The sequence below is a fragment of the Butyrivibrio sp. AE2032 genome (assembly GCF_000702965.1).
The window spans coordinates 1,613,940-1,631,382 of sequence record NZ_JNLF01000003.1 but is presented as its reverse complement, the minus strand read 5'-3'; the positions used below and the strand labels follow the sequence as shown (position 1 = coordinate 1,631,382).

Annotated in this window: 18 protein-coding genes; 4 read left to right on the top strand and 14 right to left on the bottom strand. The window is 42.9% G+C overall.

All coding sequences use genetic code 11. From position 1 onward, the window contains the following. Positions 1–235: 235 nt before the first annotated feature. The gene (locus BO18_RS09245) at positions 236–1,369 is read right to left on the bottom strand and encodes an IS110 family transposase (RefSeq protein ID WP_034445420.1); all 1,134 of its coding nucleotides are present in this window, start codon (positions 1,367–1,369) and stop codon (positions 236–238) included. 146 nt (positions 1,370–1,515) lie between these two features. On the opposite strand from BO18_RS09245, the gene BO18_RS09240 reads away from it, so the two are divergent. Together BO18_RS09240 and BO18_RS09235 are read left to right on the top strand one after the other, a co-directional pair. Further along, positions 1,516–1,977 (top strand): hypothetical protein, encoded by a 462-nt coding sequence (locus tag BO18_RS09240; RefSeq protein WP_034445600.1) that lies wholly within the window; start codon positions 1,516–1,518, stop codon positions 1,975–1,977. A 24-nt stretch (positions 1,978–2,001) separates the two neighbouring features. Further along, the gene (locus BO18_RS09235) at positions 2,002–2,871 is read left to right on the top strand and encodes a glycosyltransferase family 2 protein (protein ID WP_034445598.1); all 870 of its coding nucleotides are present in this window, start codon (positions 2,002–2,004) and stop codon (positions 2,869–2,871) included. A 56-nt stretch (positions 2,872–2,927) separates the two neighbouring features. On the opposite strand, the gene BO18_RS09230 is transcribed toward BO18_RS09235, so the two are convergent. The 13 genes from BO18_RS09230 to BO18_RS09170 form a co-directional block, all read right to left on the bottom strand. Continuing rightward, on the bottom strand, positions 2,928–3,407 hold the full coding sequence (locus BO18_RS09230; RefSeq protein ID WP_034445596.1) for a flagellar export chaperone FlgN: 480 nt from the start codon (positions 3,405–3,407) through the stop codon (positions 2,928–2,930). A gap of 12 nt (positions 3,408–3,419) precedes the next feature. Then, positions 3,420–3,821 (bottom strand): flagellar export chaperone FliS, encoded by a 402-nt coding sequence (gene fliS / locus BO18_RS09225; protein ID WP_034445594.1) that lies wholly within the window; start codon positions 3,819–3,821, stop codon positions 3,420–3,422. Positions 3,822–3,846: 25 nt separating this feature from the next. Next, entirely contained in the window at positions 3,847–5,409 is a 1,563-nt protein-coding gene (fliD, locus tag BO18_RS09220) for a flagellar filament capping protein FliD (RefSeq protein ID WP_034445592.1), read from the bottom strand. A gap of 159 nt (positions 5,410–5,568) precedes the next feature. Further along, positions 5,569–6,036 (bottom strand): flagellar protein FlaG, encoded by a 468-nt coding sequence (locus BO18_RS09215; protein ID WP_034445589.1) that lies wholly within the window; start codon positions 6,034–6,036, stop codon positions 5,569–5,571. Between the two features lie 162 nt (positions 6,037–6,198). Next, positions 6,199–7,386: a CgeB family protein gene (locus BO18_RS09210; protein WP_034445587.1), complete on the bottom strand. Its 1,188-nt coding sequence runs from the start codon at positions 7,384–7,386 to the stop codon at positions 6,199–6,201. Positions 7,387–7,478: 92 nt separating this feature from the next. Continuing rightward, positions 7,479–7,694 carry a carbon storage regulator CsrA gene (gene csrA, locus BO18_RS09205; protein ID WP_034445585.1) on the bottom strand — a complete coding sequence of 72 codons (216 nt, stop codon included), beginning with the start codon at positions 7,692–7,694 and terminating at the stop codon, positions 7,479–7,481. A gap of 12 nt (positions 7,695–7,706) precedes the next feature. Then, positions 7,707–8,159, bottom strand: a complete 453-nt coding sequence (gene fliW, locus BO18_RS09200; RefSeq protein WP_034445583.1) for a flagellar assembly protein FliW — start codon at positions 8,157–8,159, stop codon at positions 7,707–7,709. 257 nt (positions 8,160–8,416) lie between these two features. Further along, positions 8,417–10,498 (bottom strand): flagellin N-terminal helical domain-containing protein, encoded by a 2,082-nt coding sequence (locus tag BO18_RS32570; RefSeq protein ID WP_051688603.1) that lies wholly within the window; start codon positions 10,496–10,498, stop codon positions 8,417–8,419. A 10-nt stretch (positions 10,499–10,508) separates the two neighbouring features. Next, the gene (locus BO18_RS09190) at positions 10,509–12,365 is read right to left on the bottom strand and encodes a flagellar hook-associated protein FlgK (RefSeq protein ID WP_034445581.1); all 1,857 of its coding nucleotides are present in this window, start codon (positions 12,363–12,365) and stop codon (positions 10,509–10,511) included. Positions 12,366–12,395: 30 nt separating this feature from the next. Continuing rightward, entirely contained in the window at positions 12,396–14,051 is a 1,656-nt protein-coding gene (gene flgK, locus BO18_RS09185; RefSeq protein ID WP_034445579.1) for a flagellar hook-associated protein FlgK, read from the bottom strand. Between the two features lie 261 nt (positions 14,052–14,312). Beyond that, positions 14,313–14,840 carry a flagellar protein FlgN gene (locus tag BO18_RS09180; RefSeq protein WP_242856537.1) on the bottom strand — a complete coding sequence of 176 codons (528 nt, stop codon included), beginning with the start codon at positions 14,838–14,840 and terminating at the stop codon, positions 14,313–14,315. A 37-nt stretch (positions 14,841–14,877) separates the two neighbouring features. Continuing rightward, on the bottom strand, positions 14,878–15,156 hold the full coding sequence (gene flgM, locus BO18_RS09175; protein WP_034445576.1) for a flagellar biosynthesis anti-sigma factor FlgM: 279 nt from the start codon (positions 15,154–15,156) through the stop codon (positions 14,878–14,880). 313 nt (positions 15,157–15,469) lie between these two features. Next, positions 15,470–16,009, bottom strand: coding sequence for a CYTH domain-containing protein (locus BO18_RS09170; protein WP_034445575.1), 540 nt, complete (start codon positions 16,007–16,009; stop codon positions 15,470–15,472). A gap of 151 nt (positions 16,010–16,160) precedes the next feature. Between BO18_RS09170 and BO18_RS09165 the strand changes: the two genes are divergently transcribed. Continuing rightward, positions 16,161–16,712 (top strand): DJ-1 family glyoxalase III, encoded by a 552-nt coding sequence (locus BO18_RS09165; protein ID WP_034445573.1) that lies wholly within the window; start codon positions 16,161–16,163, stop codon positions 16,710–16,712. A gap of 207 nt (positions 16,713–16,919) precedes the next feature. Next, positions 16,920–17,384, top strand: coding sequence for an Hsp20/alpha crystallin family protein (locus BO18_RS09160; RefSeq protein WP_034445571.1), 465 nt, complete (start codon positions 16,920–16,922; stop codon positions 17,382–17,384). Positions 17,385–17,443 lie beyond the last annotated feature (59 nt).

Below are 17,443 nucleotides of genomic sequence, written 5' to 3'. Positions count from 1 at the left end.
CGTGGATCACAGTTTCCTGTGCGCACATAGGGGGTTCGCAATTAACTCGAACCGTCATGTTTATTGGCTCCTTCCAGATGCTATCAGCTTATTCATTTGTTATATCGGGCAGAAATCTGCACTCTGTTGCTGATTTCTGCTTGACTACCTATATCATTCGGATGGATGTCTGTCCAGGGCTTTAGCCGCGAAGCGGTGCGTAGCACCCTTGACAGGCATGCAGAAGAATGATTCTTTATTCCACTGTTACACCTATGTTATCAGTCATCATTCCCCACACAAAGCATGCAAGTTCACGTGCAATAGCTGCCACGGCAACATTTCTCTTTTTACCATGCCGTATCAACCTATAGTATTTACTCCTCAGCCGTGTATTAGCCTTATCAGCATATGCGATAGTTTCTGCACTATTTCCCTGTTGTCTCTGCTTTAGCACTTTAGACTTATGTCCTATAGCCCCTTTGCAAATGCCTCCTGATGCTTCTACAAGCAGTTTTCTCAGGTGACTGTTACCAGCTTTTGTAATTCCTAATCGGTTAATTTTTTCTGCACTGGAGAATTCTCCAGGTGCTAATCCAAGATATGCAGCATAAATATTTCCCTTTGCAAATCTTTTAAAGTCTCCGGTTTCAACTATTAGCGAAAGCGCTGTATGAGTCTGTATTCCAAGAAAACATTCCAACTTTTTAACTTTCTCTGAATATCTGGCTTGAGATGCTATTTCTTCAATCCTTGCATCAAACCTTTCTATCTTAGCTGTCTGTTCGTCATAAGATGCCATATACTCGTTCAAGGTTTCCTGATACATTGATGACAGTTCAAGTTTTTTAAGCCATTTGATATGAGCTATCGTCCATTTTGTTCCTTCGTATTGATATCCATGGCGCAAGCAAAAAGCGTTGATCTGCTGTTTTACTTTCTTTAATGCCTGCTTATGATCATCACGCATTCTCAGATATTCTTTTACTGAATCATCATCTTCTGTTGGAATATATACTGCATGGTATCCGCCATATGATAAGCATTGAGCAATCATAAGCGCGTCTCTGCTGTCAGTTTTAATACGCTGTCCCTGTTGAGTAAGCATTGTCGTTGGAGCAAGAATAACGCATTTCACTCCTGCAGATGTAAGCTGGTTACATAGTGAATAGCCCAAACAGCCAGCCTCATATCCACACTCAATATCATAAGTATCTTTAGCTCCCAGCTTGTGTTTAAGATTCTCTATAAACATGAGGATATTCTTGTAATCCGGTGTTACCTGGATATTTGCAAAAACACGATCCTCCGCTCCTATTACTGGCTCCATAGCACATAGTGTGTAGTTTGAACTATGGACATCCATACCGATTTTTATTATTCTATTCATGGTGACCTCCCTTTGTATGTGGTAATTCCTGTTACCTTAGATTTTCGTCAAATCATTAGTTTACAGGTAAATCCACGTTGCTACAAATGTGAGGTCACTTCATATTATCTAAAATCCTGGAGCTGGGACTTGGCCAGTCATCTCTTATGACAACTGCCTACGGAAGCACCTTCCCCTGTGAGCACACCATCATTGAACACGACAAGGAATGGATAGATTTCTTTAAGCATAAACTCCACGGAGACAACTATACTATTTTTAATCCAAACATGGTTGTCCGGGACGTTGAAGGCAACAAGGTCAACATGTATGACGACATTTCACCTGTAGCTTATGAAAAGAAATATGACCTTATTATAATTGATGCCCCCTACGGCTCAGAAAACATTTCCCGTATTGATGTTTTGAATTATGTCCCCGAAATACTGGAGAAGGATTTTATTCTGATGCTCCATGATGCCCAGAGAAAAGGTGAGTACAATACCTATCTTATGTTTGAAAACATGTTGAGAGAAGATAATGTACCCTTTAACAGCAACTACTACCCGGGAATCCAGTACACTTACGTAGCCACCTCACCCAGTTTAAGATTCATCTGCACCCTATAATTGCCAACCCCCAAAGGAAACAACATGCCTAAAATATCAGTAGTGATGCCTGTTCATAATACAGGTCCCCAGCTTTATAAAACCCTCATGAGCCTCATGGCACAAAGCGAAAAAAACTTTGAGGTTCTTATGGTTGATGACTGTTCCTCGGACACATTAACTATAGAAACAGAAGAGACTTTTGAACGTTTTGATCCAAGGTTTAAACTCCTTAAGCAAGCTCAAAACATCGGTTCAGGGCCAGCAAGAAACGTTGGATTACAAACTGCATCCGGAAAGTATCTGATATTTCTTGACTCTGATGACCTGTTTTGTGACAACATGCTAAAAGAAATGTCAGAAACACTTGATAAAACAGATGCCGATGTCTGCATCTCCAATTTTATGATGCTTGATATAGGCAGCAACGAAAAAAGCACTATCTGTGCCAAAGGAAAAGATACTGTAACAGACAGAGTGTTTACAATGAATGAACTGGGGGAAGATGGCCTTAGCTACTGGATGCCAACTCCCTGGAACAAGATGTTCAAAAGGACCTACATTATAGATAACAACATTCTTTTTCAGGATCTTACCAATTGCTCAGATATGTACTTTGGTTTTTTTAGTGTTCTGAAGGCTAATAGCATTGCTTATTGCCAGACTCCTGAGCCTCTGCTCATTTATCGAGTCAATAATCCCAACCAAATATCCTTCCATATGGATTCCAGAAATATGATAAAGGCTTTTAAGCTGCTTTTTGAGAACATTGATAAGAATGACAAGCCCGCAATAAGCCAGCTATTAACTGAGCTAAGGAACAGCCTTGAACCCATGATGTCGAGGTGTCCCAATAAGAAATACAATCAGGAATGTCTCGAAGGGGCTAAAGAGATATTTGCACAATACTCATAACAAACAAGGCATTTCCCTCACTCGAAAGGGAAATGCCTTTTATTATGCATTCTGATTTAGTTTTTCTTATCCAGGAACTGTGGGGGAATATCCTTAAAATTCGTCATGTTCCTGTAGTAGTTAAAAGCCGCAGCCGAAGTCTGCTTGCTTCTGTTCATGTTGTGCCTTGCAGTGGAAAAATACTGCTCTGCCAGTCTCTTGTTTCTGTGTTCCTCTGCTTCTATGGAGGCACTAAGGTCGGTGATGTCGTGGATCAGAACCTGCATCCGCTTTATCTGTTCTGCGTAAAGCTCTTTATTCTCACCGATTTCCTCTTTTACCCTGTCAAACAGGGACTGGAAGCCCTCATCCAGAGAATCAAGCTGATCTATATATTCACCCTTAGTGTCCAAGGTCTTATCAAATTCATCAAAATCCACATTCTCCGGATCTGATAAGATCTCCTTCTGCCTTGCATTTTCTTCGCAGATAGCTTTCATGATCTCTATCTTTTTTACAAGGCTTTCCTCAAGCATATCAAGACTGGCTGATGTCATAACTCCTCCTGCTTACGCGTCCTTCACAATGATGTTGTTGGCCTTCATAACCTCTACCCAGTTATCCCTGATGGCATGCATGTGGCCGTTAACCTCTGCAATGATCTCCCTGTCCTTACCAATATTGGCTTCCACAAGGCGCCTTGCTATATAGGAATACATATTCTCGAAGTCCTGAGCCACAGCGTACTTCATATCAAGGGTATTTCGAAGGTAATCTATGATACGCTCTGTCTTTATTATGTTCTCATGGGCTTTTTGAATATCATTTTTCTCTATTGCCACATCTGCAATATTGAGGAACTTGATAGCTCCGTCATAGAGCATAAGTGTAAGCTCCGGACCTGAAGCTCCCATTATCTTATTATTTTTATACTGTGCATAAGCTTTCTGTTGTGGTGAAAGTACTGGCATAAGCGCTCCCTCGCAAATTTAATTATTATTGACTGCTTGTCCCCATTCCAAAGTAGCTTGATATCGTACTACTTGTGTTATTCACCTTGGAAAGAGCTGTCTCCATCTTGGAGAACTTGGAGTACAGCTTATCCTGTGCTGCTTCCAGTGCCTTCTGAGCATCATCGATCTTCGTGGTGTAAGCACTGTACTGAGATGCCATCAGCTTATCTTCATAGATAGTGAAGGAACTGCTGTACTCTGTACCCTTCATGAGGTCACCAATCTTTGAGTACATTGACCTTGAAAGCTGAATAAAGAAGTCCTGTACCATTGCAGGATCTGAGCTGATAGCCTGACTAAGGAGATCAGTGTTTCCACTGGTAGTGGAATCATCCTTATCTCCATCAATATGGAGGATATCTCTCTCATTCTCATCTGTTCCAAAGTAATCACCGGTTGTTATTCCAAAGGATGCCAGTGAATAGTTTGCCTTTGTTCCATCCTTGAGTGTTACTTCAAAGGAGCTGTTTACTATGGACTTAAGCGCAGTCCTTATGGAAGAGATAGTATCATCTCCACTAAGGAGGCCTTCCTTAATCTTGTTCTCCCACTCTTCGACTTCGTTCTCGCCCATGGCTTCTTTTTCGTCGTCGGTGAGCATCTTATACTTGGTGGCCTTGTCTGCATTATAGAGAGTAGCAAACTCCTTCATCAGTTCGCTATACTCTTTTATCATAGCCTTGATGTTGTCATAAATTCCACTGGTATCCTGCTTGGTTGTAAGCTGGATTCCTGTCTGTTTCTGCTTAGCTGTAATAGTAAGGCCGTTGATATCAAATACATTATTCTTTGATGTATATTCTACACCGTTAAGTGTGATCCTTGCATCAGAGCCTGCTACATAGTTAACGCTGTCCGCTTCGTTCGCAACATCGTTTCCATCCGCATCTACAAAGGAGAATCCCAATGCACTCATGGCATCTGTTGACTCTAAGTGGAAGGAAGCATCCTTTCCAGCCTCTTTAGCAGATACATAGAAGCGGGAATTATTCTCATCAAAGTTGAAGTTCAGCTTTGTCTTTGTCTCTGAAGAAGATGCGTTTCTAAGCTTTGTAAGAACATCACTTATAGATTCATTTGCATTAACCTTAACAGAGATAACATCTGTATCACTGTCACCGATCTTGAACTTAAGCTCTCCACCATCCGAAAGACCAAGGTCTTTCATCTTTGTGGAAGTCTTAGCATCTCCACTTGCGGTTGAAAGCTTCTTACCTGTAAGGTAGGAGCTGGTTGCAAGATCATTGATATCCAGAGTCTGTGTGGTATCCATTGCTCCATTACCGGTAACAATCGATACTGCATTCTCATGGGAAGCTGTGGTGACCTTCTTGGTGTAAGCAGTTGAAAATCTCAGATTACTAAGGGCGCCATTGTAGAAGGAAGTAACCTTCTTGTTTAATTCTTTCCACTTCTCCTGTTTCCAGGTTAGTTTCTTCTGATCACCCTTGAAATTATCCAGCTTGGTCTGTTTGGTACTGGTGAGAGCGGTAATGATACTCTCAGTATCCAGACCGGAATTCATTCCAGTAATTCTAATAGGCATATGTCTTCTCCTTTCTCAATCCGTGAGCTAATTGCAATGGAAATCCATTTCCTTTGCTACGCAAGGAAGCAATTGTGCAATAAAGTTGCTTCGCAAGGCACAATTGCCAACTGCGTCATCTTCGCACGTCACTTGCAGCGTAGTGCAAGTGACTGGAGTTTACCTCTTTTCATCAACCATGATGCCTGCGATTTCCCAAACCTTTGCGATCATATCCAAAGTCTCGTCCGGCGGGAATTCCTTAATAACCTTCTTGGTATCCTTGTCTACCATCTTAATAGTGACACGATTTGTCTTTTCATGAATTCCAAATACCGCTTCGGCATTGGACTTCACGTTCTTGCTCATCTCCGAGATGGCTTTTCTTACCTTCTCGTTGTCCTCTTTGATCTGTTCCTCAGTTTCCATCATGCGAGCCTGAGTATCAGCAAAATTCTGAGCACCACCCTGTCCGTTTGAGTCCGCAGAATTATCTGCTGCCTCAACCTTAAGTTCAATTGTTGGCGCAGCTGCCTCATAATTCGCAATCTCTGACTGAGACTGATTCTGATCAGCAATCTTTGTTTTTACCTGTGGCATTGTCTGCTGGATAAGCGGACTAAAGCCGTTAATTGCATCCATTCCCATAATCCTATACCTCCGTGTCAGAACTGGGCTCAAACTATTTGTAGATTACCTTTCTGCATGAAAAAATAAGTGTCTATGCACGATTTCTTATCTCATATATCGGTAAGGAACATCATTTCTTTATAGAAAAAAACACCTAAAACAAAAAGTTTTATAAAAATTTTAGATTTCAAGTATATTAGGAAGAAGTTTTGTATAAGCAAACTCCTCAAAAACTTTCTTTTGCCCATTCCTGGCTATTTCCATCCGCTCCTCATCATGCTCAAGATAGTAGGCAGCTTTGGCAATCAGTTCCTCCGGAGTCCTTGCTATAGCAAGTTCCTTCCCATCCTCGAAGTACTCCGAAATCTCATCAGTATAGGTAGTTAAAAGAAATCCTCCTGCGGCCAACACATCCACAACCCTAAGGGATACTCCTGAAAGGATACATCTAAGCCCGATATTCAGGTTTATCTTGCTCTTATGAAATACCTTTGGCATCTTGGTAGAATAATCTGCTATACCAAGATTGCTTACCCCTGAAACAGGCTTTGCATCAGGGTTTGTATAGATGACAGTATCGAAGTGTTCCCCCATTCTCTCCAGGATCCTTCGCCTCTCATTAACTGTCACTTTCTTCCGGAGCACATCCCTTATAACATTGTCATAGTCGATCTCATATTTCCCTGTCTGTTCAAACTTTATGTACTGCCTGAGCCTGTCTATATGTGCCTGGGTCACAGCCTTCTCATCGGTAAAAAGATCATGCCCATAGATCTTTTCCTGAGCCTCGATCACAATATCCATGTACTGCTTAAGTTCCGGTGGCAGATATTTCACCTGGTCATAGAAGTTAAACTCATTGTCATAAAGGCTTCCAAGAAAAGACACATCGTGCCAATATACAATTTTCCCCCCGGTCTCTTCATCTATCTCTCGGCACATAGCCTCAAGCCTCTGGGCATTTACTCCAAGAGGTGAGTAGTTAACTGTTTTAACGCCTTTGTCCTGAAACTGCCCATAGAGCCACTTATCAAAGACATATACGTGATTAACCGGATTAGTTATGGTGTGGGAATCCAGCGTATAGTGAGGACAGTCAAACACCCAGGAAACATAAGGCATCCCATATTTCTGGCACACCTGAGAGATATTTGGATAATAGTCAAAGCTGTAAACCAGGTCGAAATATCTTTTACCAGAGGCATCAGCCTTATCAAACTGCGTTCTGAACTTCTTCTCTATTTCAGGCGTAACTTCAAATCCGGACAGATCCACCTTTATGGTCTCCACCTGATGCCCCAGCCTTTTCATGGCATCCCGGCAGTCCTCGCCGTTAAACTCATCCCAGTCGTAGTATAAAATCCGCATAGATCTCTTTTCCTAAAGCCATTTGTTTTATAAAGAAAAACACGGTCACCACCCCAAGGTGGCAACCGCGTCCATTTAGTAGTCTTATCGTATCAAAGCAATTTCTTCAGAGCTTCGATTCCAGCCACGTCTGTAGCTTCCTTATTCTCATTCTGGATCTGGATGTAAACTTCTTTTCTATAGATAGGAATTTCCTTTGGTGCTGAGATTCCGAGTTTGATCTGGTCTCCCCTGATATCAAGAACGGTGATCTCAATGTTGTTATTGATAATTATAGCCTCGTTCTTTTTTCTTGATAATGCTAACATATTCAGCCCTCCTTAGCCCTCTTTGTTCTTCTGCAGGATGTCATAGATAGGGAACTTAACAGGATAGTCGTCATTATCAACTATGCACTGAGCGCCTTTCATGTCCTTAACATTAATGATGAAAGGTCCCATAAGGTTTACAGTCATCTTTGTAAGGTCATGAGGTACGGTAACAGTTACAAGAACCAGGATATCATCATCGGTCAGCTCCCCAATGCCCTCGATCTTATCCTTGTCTATTTCCGGTTTGTAATCAGGACAAACAACAAGCGGATCCATAACCGGCATAGCAAATCCCGGCTCATCGATTGACTGAAGCCACTTAATGGTACCAGAGCCCTGTTCTTCATCGTGCATCAGCGTAAATCTCTTCATGTCCGGAAATCCAATAATTCCGTTAGGAAATTCAATTATCTTGCTATCTTCAACTTCTACTTCGCCGAAAATTCTTGTTGCTAATTTCATGATGTAACCTCCATTGTCTTAAGTGGCATTGCTACACATTAATTATATACGTTATTTCGTGTTATTACCATAAAATTATGTAATTAATTGATGATATACGGATTGCTCCGCAGCGCTCTCGCAATCCTACAAGGAATTCGGAAATCGCTCTGCTCACTTCATGTCGCATAGCTTTTTTCCTCATCCTTGTTCGGTCTTCAAAGTCATAATGTCCCTTGTGCAAGCACGGGACCTTCTGACCTTGAATCCCTATATCATCAAATATAGTTCATGAGACTTGTCTGACTAATCTTTCCTGTGGCCATGAGGCTGGCTTCATAGGTGACCTGAGCTGTGGTGAGCTTGGTTGCTGCCTCTGCCAGGTCGATGTCCTCATTGTCAGACTGCAGGGTCTTGAAGGTGGTGGTCTGGTTCATGAGTCTTGTGTTGATAAGATCAAGTCTCTTGGACCTTGTTCCGTTATCTGTAACAGCGATGTTTGCTGTATCCAGAGCCTTCTGCATTGATGTGATCTTGTGCTCGAATTCCTTCTGGATCTCTTCCCTCAGGAAATCGTAAGCCTTCTGAGCTGATTCTATCTCGTTCTGGACCTTGGCCTTCTTGGCGTCATCTGTGGTGCTGGCCAGCTTTTCCTTCAAGGTTGTCAGTGTGGTGTTCATCTGCTGGAGCTCACCAAGTTTTGCTGTAAGGTCGCTTACATCTCTTTTAACATTGGTTGTGAAAACCGCATCTGCTGTAGTGTTGACTACTACGGACTGAGCAAATCCCACATCATAAGCTATGTCATGATCAGCATTTCCATGGTTGAAAAGAATGGTCTTGCCGTTCTCATCAGTGTAGGTGCAGTTGAACAGGTTCTCCGGCCTGATATCTCCGCTCTCCCACTCCTTCTTATCGTAAACCACATCGATGGTCTTGGTATTGATGATGTCCGGAAGTGTTGAGAACTTATCCTTCAGGTTCTTATTAAGAAGAACTTCACCGGTTGCTGCGTTCATGTAAGCCACGGCGCCGTTTGGAGAATTGTAAAGGTCCTCATAGGCTGCATCAATTTCGGCTTCTGTACTGGTTGAATACAGGATATGATTCTCATCGATCAAAAGAGAAGTCTCCAGATATGAAGTCTTTACGCTGCCGTTGGAGGTAAGCTGTATCACTTCGGTGCTGGAAGTGCCGTCGCCGTTATCTGTTGAATATGAATTTGTCAGTGTATAGGTTCCATCACTGTTTACCGTTGCCACAAATCCTGATCCGCCAAGCTTCATAGAATAAGTCTGGTCAATAGCAGGAAGAATTGGCACATCAACAGATACCTGACCTGAAGATGATGTGTAGGTAACAGTCGAAACTGCTTTTGACTGCAGCTCTGTAATAGCTGACTCCACATTTGCTGAACCGCCCTTAAAGGTTCCATCTGCGTTTACATTGAGCGTGTAGGTATTGCCGTTATTGTTGTCGTATCCTGTTACCAGGTAGGTTCCATCGTCCTGAAGTACTGCTGTGTAAGTGATGCTGTCACTGTCTATCTCAATCTCTGACTTTCCATCATTTACTGGAACTGCTGCATATCTTGTGACGCCGTCTGTATCCTTGAAAGTAAGATTGATTATGTCTGTCTGCTTGGTAACTGAACTTGTAGCAGGCTGCTCCAACTCTTCCCTATACTTCAAGGTCGCTGTATTTCCGTCACCCTTGACATAGTTCAGATTGTCGTAAGATAAGCGGATCCTGCCGACAGTTCTTTCTACGATCTCGTTCTGCAAAGTTGCAGGAGTTGTGTCATCAAGTATTGTGGCTGAGTCCAGCTTGTACTTTCCGATGATCCTGTTGGATTCCCCAACATTTCCTGCGTTGAACTCATCATTTATATCTGTATAAGTAGCGGTTGTAACCTTATCAAAAGTAAGAGGAGTATCTGTTCTGTATCCGGTGAATACATATCTTCCAGCGAAATCAACGTTTCCTGTGGAGTAATACTCTTTTGCCAGGGCATCCATCTGTGTAATGATGGTTGAAAGATCGTCGATCGTAAGGTCCTTGCTGGCACCTTTTGTAGCCTGCTTTACGCAGTCCGTAAGAACTGATGTAACAGTTGAAAGCGCATCAGCAGTAACCTGCAGCCAGCTCTCTGCGTCCTTGGCATTCTTCTCATAGTACTGGGAAAGCTGTGTTACGTTGCTTCTCAGTCTCAGTGCTCTGATGGCGATAACCGGGTCGTCGGAGGGCCTTGTTATCTTCTTGCCTGTGGACATCATGGTGTTGAGCTGGTCCTCAGTCACCTTGTTGTTATTTATGTTGTAGAGTGAATTGTTCTGCATTATCTTGTTGGTGATGCGCATACTAGCCTCCTTATACTCCCGTCTGAAGGATCAACCTGTCATATATTTCCGTGAGGGTCTGAATCATTTTTGATGAAAGTGTATAAGCGTTCTGGTATTTTACCAGGTTAGCTGCTTCCTCATCCTCATCTACACCAGAGTCTGAAAGTCTCTGGTTTCCGATGGTGTTCTCAAGGGATGTGTAGGTATCCTCAAGAACCTGGGAATTACTCTTGTTAAGGGCAACGTCTGCAAGAACCTTGGTAAGGAATTCTCCTGAACTTGCTCCTCTGAAGATCTTTTCAGTCTTGAGCATATCCTGAAGCTTTGTCAGGTTGCCAAATTCTGACTCACCCTCTGTGATATCAGCCTTGGTAGCCAGTCTGTTGGAATCATCCAAAAGAACTGCACTCACCGTGAAGTTGCCTCCGCAAAGGTTGTAGTATCCCTTGTTTTCGGAAAGAGATGTGAGCTGTTCGTAGGAATACTCGCTGCCGTATTCATTTCCCATGCTACCTGTGAGAACGTACACACCGTCCAGAGAATCTGAAGTGTAGCCGTTTACCATGATCTGGTTCATCTGATCTGAGAACTGGCGGATCCACTCGTTCATCTGCTGCATGTAATAGGGGATTCCCTGATAGCTGTTGTAGTAGCCGATCTTTACGGTCTTTCCTGCATCCGGAATACTTGTGAGAGTTGTGTCATCTATAATAAATGTATAAGTTGAATCTCCGTCGTATTCCCAAGTGTCGTATTTATAGGTCTTTGCTCCTATCTTGATAGTTCCATCTGCCGGAAGTGTGCTCTTGGTCATGTCCTTAAGATAGGAAGCATCAACCTTTACTGTTACTGCCCAGGTTCCGTCGGTTCTCTGGTAAACGCCGTCATTTGGAACATTTCCGTGGAAATACTGGCCGTTGTTTCCGTCTCTCATGGCCAAGAGACCTTGAAGCTCTCCCCCGATCAGCTGTGAATCCAGTGCAAAATCCGAAAGCTCTTTTACGTTATCTCCGTCCTTATAGCTTGAGCTTCCCCACTTGATATCGAAAAGACCTTTGATATCATTCTGGTTTGTTGCTCCGTCGTCGTCTCTTGAAACACAGATCATCTTCTTATATTCATAGGTGTCAACCAGTTCGTAAGCTCCTGCAACCCAGATCTGGAATCTTGTAGCTCCGGTTTCTCTGTCGGGCTGTGTCTCGTCAACAATGGGAGTCTCTCTTGTCTCTATGGAAATGATCTTGGAAAGCTCATCCACGAGAACATCTCTTTTGTCCCTGAGCTCGTTGGCTGTGGTTCCGGTCATCTCAATAATGTTGATCTGCTTGTTTATTGAAGCAACCTCCTGAGCAATGGCACTTACTCTGTCTGCGCAAAGCTTTATCTCTGCGTTTATGTCCGCCTGCTCATTCTGAAGGCTGTTGTAGATGTTGTTGAAATACTCTGTAAGCGACTTAAGGCTTGAAACGTAAGTCGACTTGGTCTCTGTGGTTCCTGCAGCGGTCTTTACTGACTCAAGAGCCGCTTCCATCTTATTGAAAAGAGCTGAGAATCCGGTTGAACCATCGTCGTCCAGATACTCCTCGATGAGTCCGTTATAGTAGTTCTTTTGCTTAACGTTTCCAAGAAGGGTCTCGTTGTTTCTGTACTTGGCATCGTAGAAGCTGTCCCTTACTCTTTCAATGGCTATGGCGTCTACACCGGCACCTGCACAGCCATAGGTAGCGAATACTCTCAGGGCGTTGTTGGCTTCCTGATACACTCTCTGCCTCGTATAGCCGTCTGTGTTGGCGTTTGATATGTTGTTTGCTGTGGTGTTCAGGGCTGCATTTGAAGTTCTTAGTCCTGAAGCTGCGATATTAAGACCAAAAAACTGAGATACCATAGCATTTCTCCTTTGTAGCTTCGCCTTCCATTATCCAAGGCTGGTTACCAGGTGCTCCAGCATTTCGCTGACTACGCTGATAAATCGGCTGGAGGCGTTGTAGGCGTTCTGGAACATTATCATGAACTCAAGCTCTTCGTCACTGGATACTCCAACGATCTGTTCTCTTGCTGCATTTACAGAATCTACTGTCTGCTGCTGGGCTTCCTTGATGCTGTCGTACACATCACCTGAGTTTGCCACCTGTGAAACCAGGCTGTTGTAGTAGGTGATGAAGCTGTTCCTCGTTGTTACGTTAGGATTTAAAGTGTACTGTTCCTTGGTGAAAGCCTCTTTTAACTTGGTTGTTGTGTCGTTATCCTCATTTCCATCAACTGTTCTATAGGTGAAAAGAGTTGGTTCCTGTATGAGCTTTGGATTTATCTGAGTGTTCTTTATTGTGAAACCTGTAGGCACTGTGCCTGCTGGCTTATCATCGCTGATGTCGTAGGTGAGCTTGTCGCTTTCGTTAGCACATACAAAAAGTGTAAAATCCTTGGCTTCTCCCACCGAACCGTCTATGAATGCCGGATTACTTTCAGCCTTCTCCATGATGTCGTTTATGGTTGTCATGATGTTATGGATCATCTGATCGAACTCTGCCTGAACATTCATGATTACCGACTTGGATATGTTGCTGTTGTAATAGTTTTCGTCCTCCACGATATCGTGGTAGGATCCGTTGTGGTCGCCCCTGGCAAGAAGTACTGCACGAAGCTTTCCGATATCTGTATTGTTTGTTGTTGATATGTTCTGTGTCAGGTCAAAGATGTGTGCGCCGTCGATGGAAACCACTGTCTTTGTGCCATCCTTATTGTCCACTGTCTTTGCTGCGTACTCCCAATAGGGTGTTGCATATCCAACAGAGCTCTCCAGCGTAACATCTATTCCTATATGGTTTACATGATCTGTTGTTACAAATGATGATCCTTCGAAAAGAACTGTTACATTACCGAAGGTGTCCTCTGAATATTCAATCTTTCCATATTCAGCAAGTTTATCTAAAAGAAGATTTCTTTCATCTCTAAGGTCATTGGCCTTCTCCTGTCTGCCTGACTCTATCTCTACGATGTCCTCATTCAGCTGCCTGATCCTGTCGCCGTACTCATTGATGTTCTCAACCATTCCCTTAACTGTTGAGTCCAGGTTTTCCTGGTAGGAAACCAGACCATCATATACGCTCTTGGCTCTTGTTAAGAATTCATTTGCCCTTGTAACAAAAGAGCTCTGGGTTACGGCAGAGCATGGATCCTTAGCCATCTCCTGTACTGATACCCAGAGGTTATTAAGTGAGTCTGCAAACTCGGAACCTTCCATTTCCTGGAGCTGATCTTCTATCTCTTCAAGGGCCTTAAGTGAAACGTCATAAAAAGCGTACCTTCCTGATTCCTGTCTATAGGAAATATCAAGAAAGTCACTTCTTACCTGCTTACAGTTATTGTAGTTAACACCTGTACCTATCTGCTTCCAGGCAATTATGTCGTATTTCTGTTCCAGGGTCTGATATGCTCTTGTTCCCTGAGACACCTGTTGTCTGGTGTAGCCTTCTGTATCCATATTCGCCATGTTGTGTGCTGTGGTGTTCAGCGCATTCTGGGAAGTCTGGAGTCCAGAAGTACCTACATATAAGTTGGCCATGAGTGACATGAGTGCTACCTCCATATATGTTTGCGCAACCCGGATTTCTTCACTTCGTTCCCAAAATCCTGTGTCCATTCGGAATCCGCACCATAGTGCTTCTTCCTCATGTCCATTATCTCGCTTCACAAACGTATTTTTCGCACGAGTGCGAATATACGTTCGCTCACTCGATTTTTGCGCAAATTAAAGACACTACCGCGAATTACGGTATTCACCCGGGTGGATTATCTACATGCAACCCGTACCACTTATCCTTGAAGTGGTACGTTACTGCTTTGCATCAAACCCGCCCGATGTGTAACCTAAACATTCGCCTGTAGTGTCTGCAGCTCTTGAGTAGTTCGCCGTCTGTGGAGCTCTTTTAGACGCCTGGATGATGTTCATTTCGAACTGAACCATTTCGATGGAGCTCTTTAATAGTTCCTGGTTCTGTCCGTTTACACGTCTGACATTATCGGCAACGGTAACGAGCCTATCCCGCTGCACTGCCAGATTCTTCTGATCGGTGGGTCGCTTTTCTAGTACCTGGATCAGATCGGTCAGTTTCAATGAATTAACATCCATGTTAAGTACATTTGCAATATCCGACATTACGGTCACTCGCTTTTTTTCCAGTCCCTGGATATCGCCTATGATGTACTGCTCCTCATCCGTGATTTCTGCAAGTGCCTTAAGATCACCTTTCACAATGATTGTGGTCTTTCGGCTAGATAATCCCAGTAATTTTTCGTACATGTTACATTCTTTATCAAGAATGTCCACAAGATTTTCCATCAAACTTGCCACTGGAATCATCCTCCTGATATTTAATTGAGTTAGTTAGGATCCGGCTTTAAGCCAGCTCTTCATATTTCGCCAGTAACTTATCAGCGAAATCCTCTCCACTAACATCATAAGTACCGTTCTTAATAGCAGCTTTCAACGCGGCCACCTTATCTTCCCTGATGTCGGGAGCGGCGCTCACAGCCTGTTTAGCAACCTGAATATCCTTTCCGATGGAAGAGAATGAAACAGTATCCCTAGCATCACTGGTCTTCTTTGTTGCCTGAGGTTTACCTATTTTGCTGTTTGAGTAGATCTGCTGAACCTGACTGTATGCTTCTATTCGCATAACTTTTCCTCCTTCCCTGGAGTATTTTTTAACTTCTACTACATTTATCGGTAGAAGTTGCCATTACTTTAGCTTTTTTCCCGAAAACTTTTCCCCCTTGTTTCCAGTAGCTGTAATGGCTCAAATGCCCACAGGGTCTATACTTTTACTGTTGTCGTATTATATATCGGCGCCTTCTTAGAAAACTTTAGAGATATTTAATAATTTTTTTTAGATTCAAGCAAAAATTTTGAAAATGCAGATATCGAACTTGTTCGAGTAGATGTATTTTCAGAAATTTTTATTTGGCGACCACGCCAAAACGAGGAAACGTTTACGTTTCCGAGTCTTGACTCATATGAGCATTACTATATCTGGGATCCCCGGTCACGTCTTCATCAAACCACTCGGCAGGTTTATAAGCTCTTGCCGCCTCCTCAGAAGGAAACTCCACCTCAGCCAGGAGTCGCCCTTCAAAGACTCCTTCAAATATATCCAGCTCGATCTTTATGTCACCACTTTCGATTGCCTTTGATAGATCAGGGTTCTGCACCAGGAAGGCGACTTCAAATCCATCGCTGTTAAGTGGAATGAGATAGCGCTTTTTGGTGATAACATTTCCGTCTGCCTTAGCTTTAAGGTGCTCGTAGGTCGTCTCATCCAGTGGCAGATTGTATTCTGTCTGGCCAATGTCTGCAGTATTCTTCTGAGCCCCTTGACACTTATAAGTCATATAATAACTCTCGTTATCTTTTCTGACCCTGATAGCAGGGCGAACATTCAAATACGCTTGCTCTATAGTTCTGTAAGGATAGCTTTCCAGATCCTTTGGCAACTCCTTTACTGTAAATTTCCTTTCTATCTCAACGCCCATGGCTTATCCTCCTTGCTCGCTTATAGTTAATATCTTACTATGCCCAGGACAACAGTCAAATATTTCATGCATTTCAAACAACTTTTCCCCCCTCTTGTCATTGCCTGGTCTATAATGTTAGTAAATTGATATTTCTGAAAGGAGTACTAAAATGGCAAAAACAGCAATATTTCTGGCAGAAGGATTTGAAGAGATTGAGGCACTGACAGTTGTAGATTTACTCAGAAGGGCCGGGATTGAGATTACAATGGCTTCCATTATGGGACGCAAAACCGTTACTGGTTCACATGGGATCACTGTAGAGGCAGATGAACTCTTGGAAAAACTTGATTTTGACAGCTTTGATATGCTGATACTTCCCGGAGGAATGCCAGGAACCACGAACCTTGATAACTGTGCACCATTAAAGACTCAGATCCAGAAGTTTGCTGATGCCGGAAAGCTCCTTTCTGCTATCTGCGCAGCACCTACGGTATACGGCGGAATGGGACTTCTTAAGGGTAAGAAAGCTACTTGCTATCCAGGACGCGAAGTCGATCTTATCGGAGCAGAGGTTCAGACCACAGAAGTTGTGAAGGACGGGAACTTTATCACCAGCCGTGGCATGGGTACAGCTATTCCTTTTGGCCTTGCCATTATTGAGCAGTTCCAGGGAGAGGCATCTGCGAAAGATATGGCTGCTAAAATAGTGTATAACCACTAAAAAATTCATGTAAAAAATGCCGAAAGCCCGCATGATTGCGGGCTTTTTTGCGTGTTTATACTTTTTTAAGATTTGGAGGTGTTGACTTTTTGTGCTACATGTTCTATAACATACTTGTAACAAGAAATTAGCAGCCGAACACATTGAGTGCTAATAAAACAAAAACCACTACACCACATAAAAATATATAGAAAAGGAGTGATAATTATGTTGATGCCTATGTTATGGAGTAACAATGATATTTTTGATGAGATGGACAATTTCTTCAACGATGGATTCTTTGGCGGAAGATGCCAGGCTCCAAGAACAGCTAAGCAGTTCGATTCTACTACAGGATTTATGAGAACAGATGTTATTGAAAAAGATGACTGCTACCAGCTGGAAGCTGAACTTCCTGGTTTCAATAAGGAAGATATCAACATCGATCTGAAGAACGATACCCTTACCATCAGCGCTTCTCACAATGAGAACAACGATGAAAAGGATGAGAACGGCAAGTACATCCGCCGTGAGAGAAGAAGCTCCTCATACCAGAGATCCTTCCATGTTGAAGGCCTTAAGCCTGAGGATATTATCGCTCAGTACAGGAACGGTGTTCTTACCGTTAACCTTCCTAAGAGGGAAGCAATTCCTGAAAAGGAAGAAGCTATCAAGATTGAAGTTAAAGACTGATAGCAAGCTAAAAATCCAACAAAAAATAACTAGATAGCCATTATCTTTGGAACCCCTTA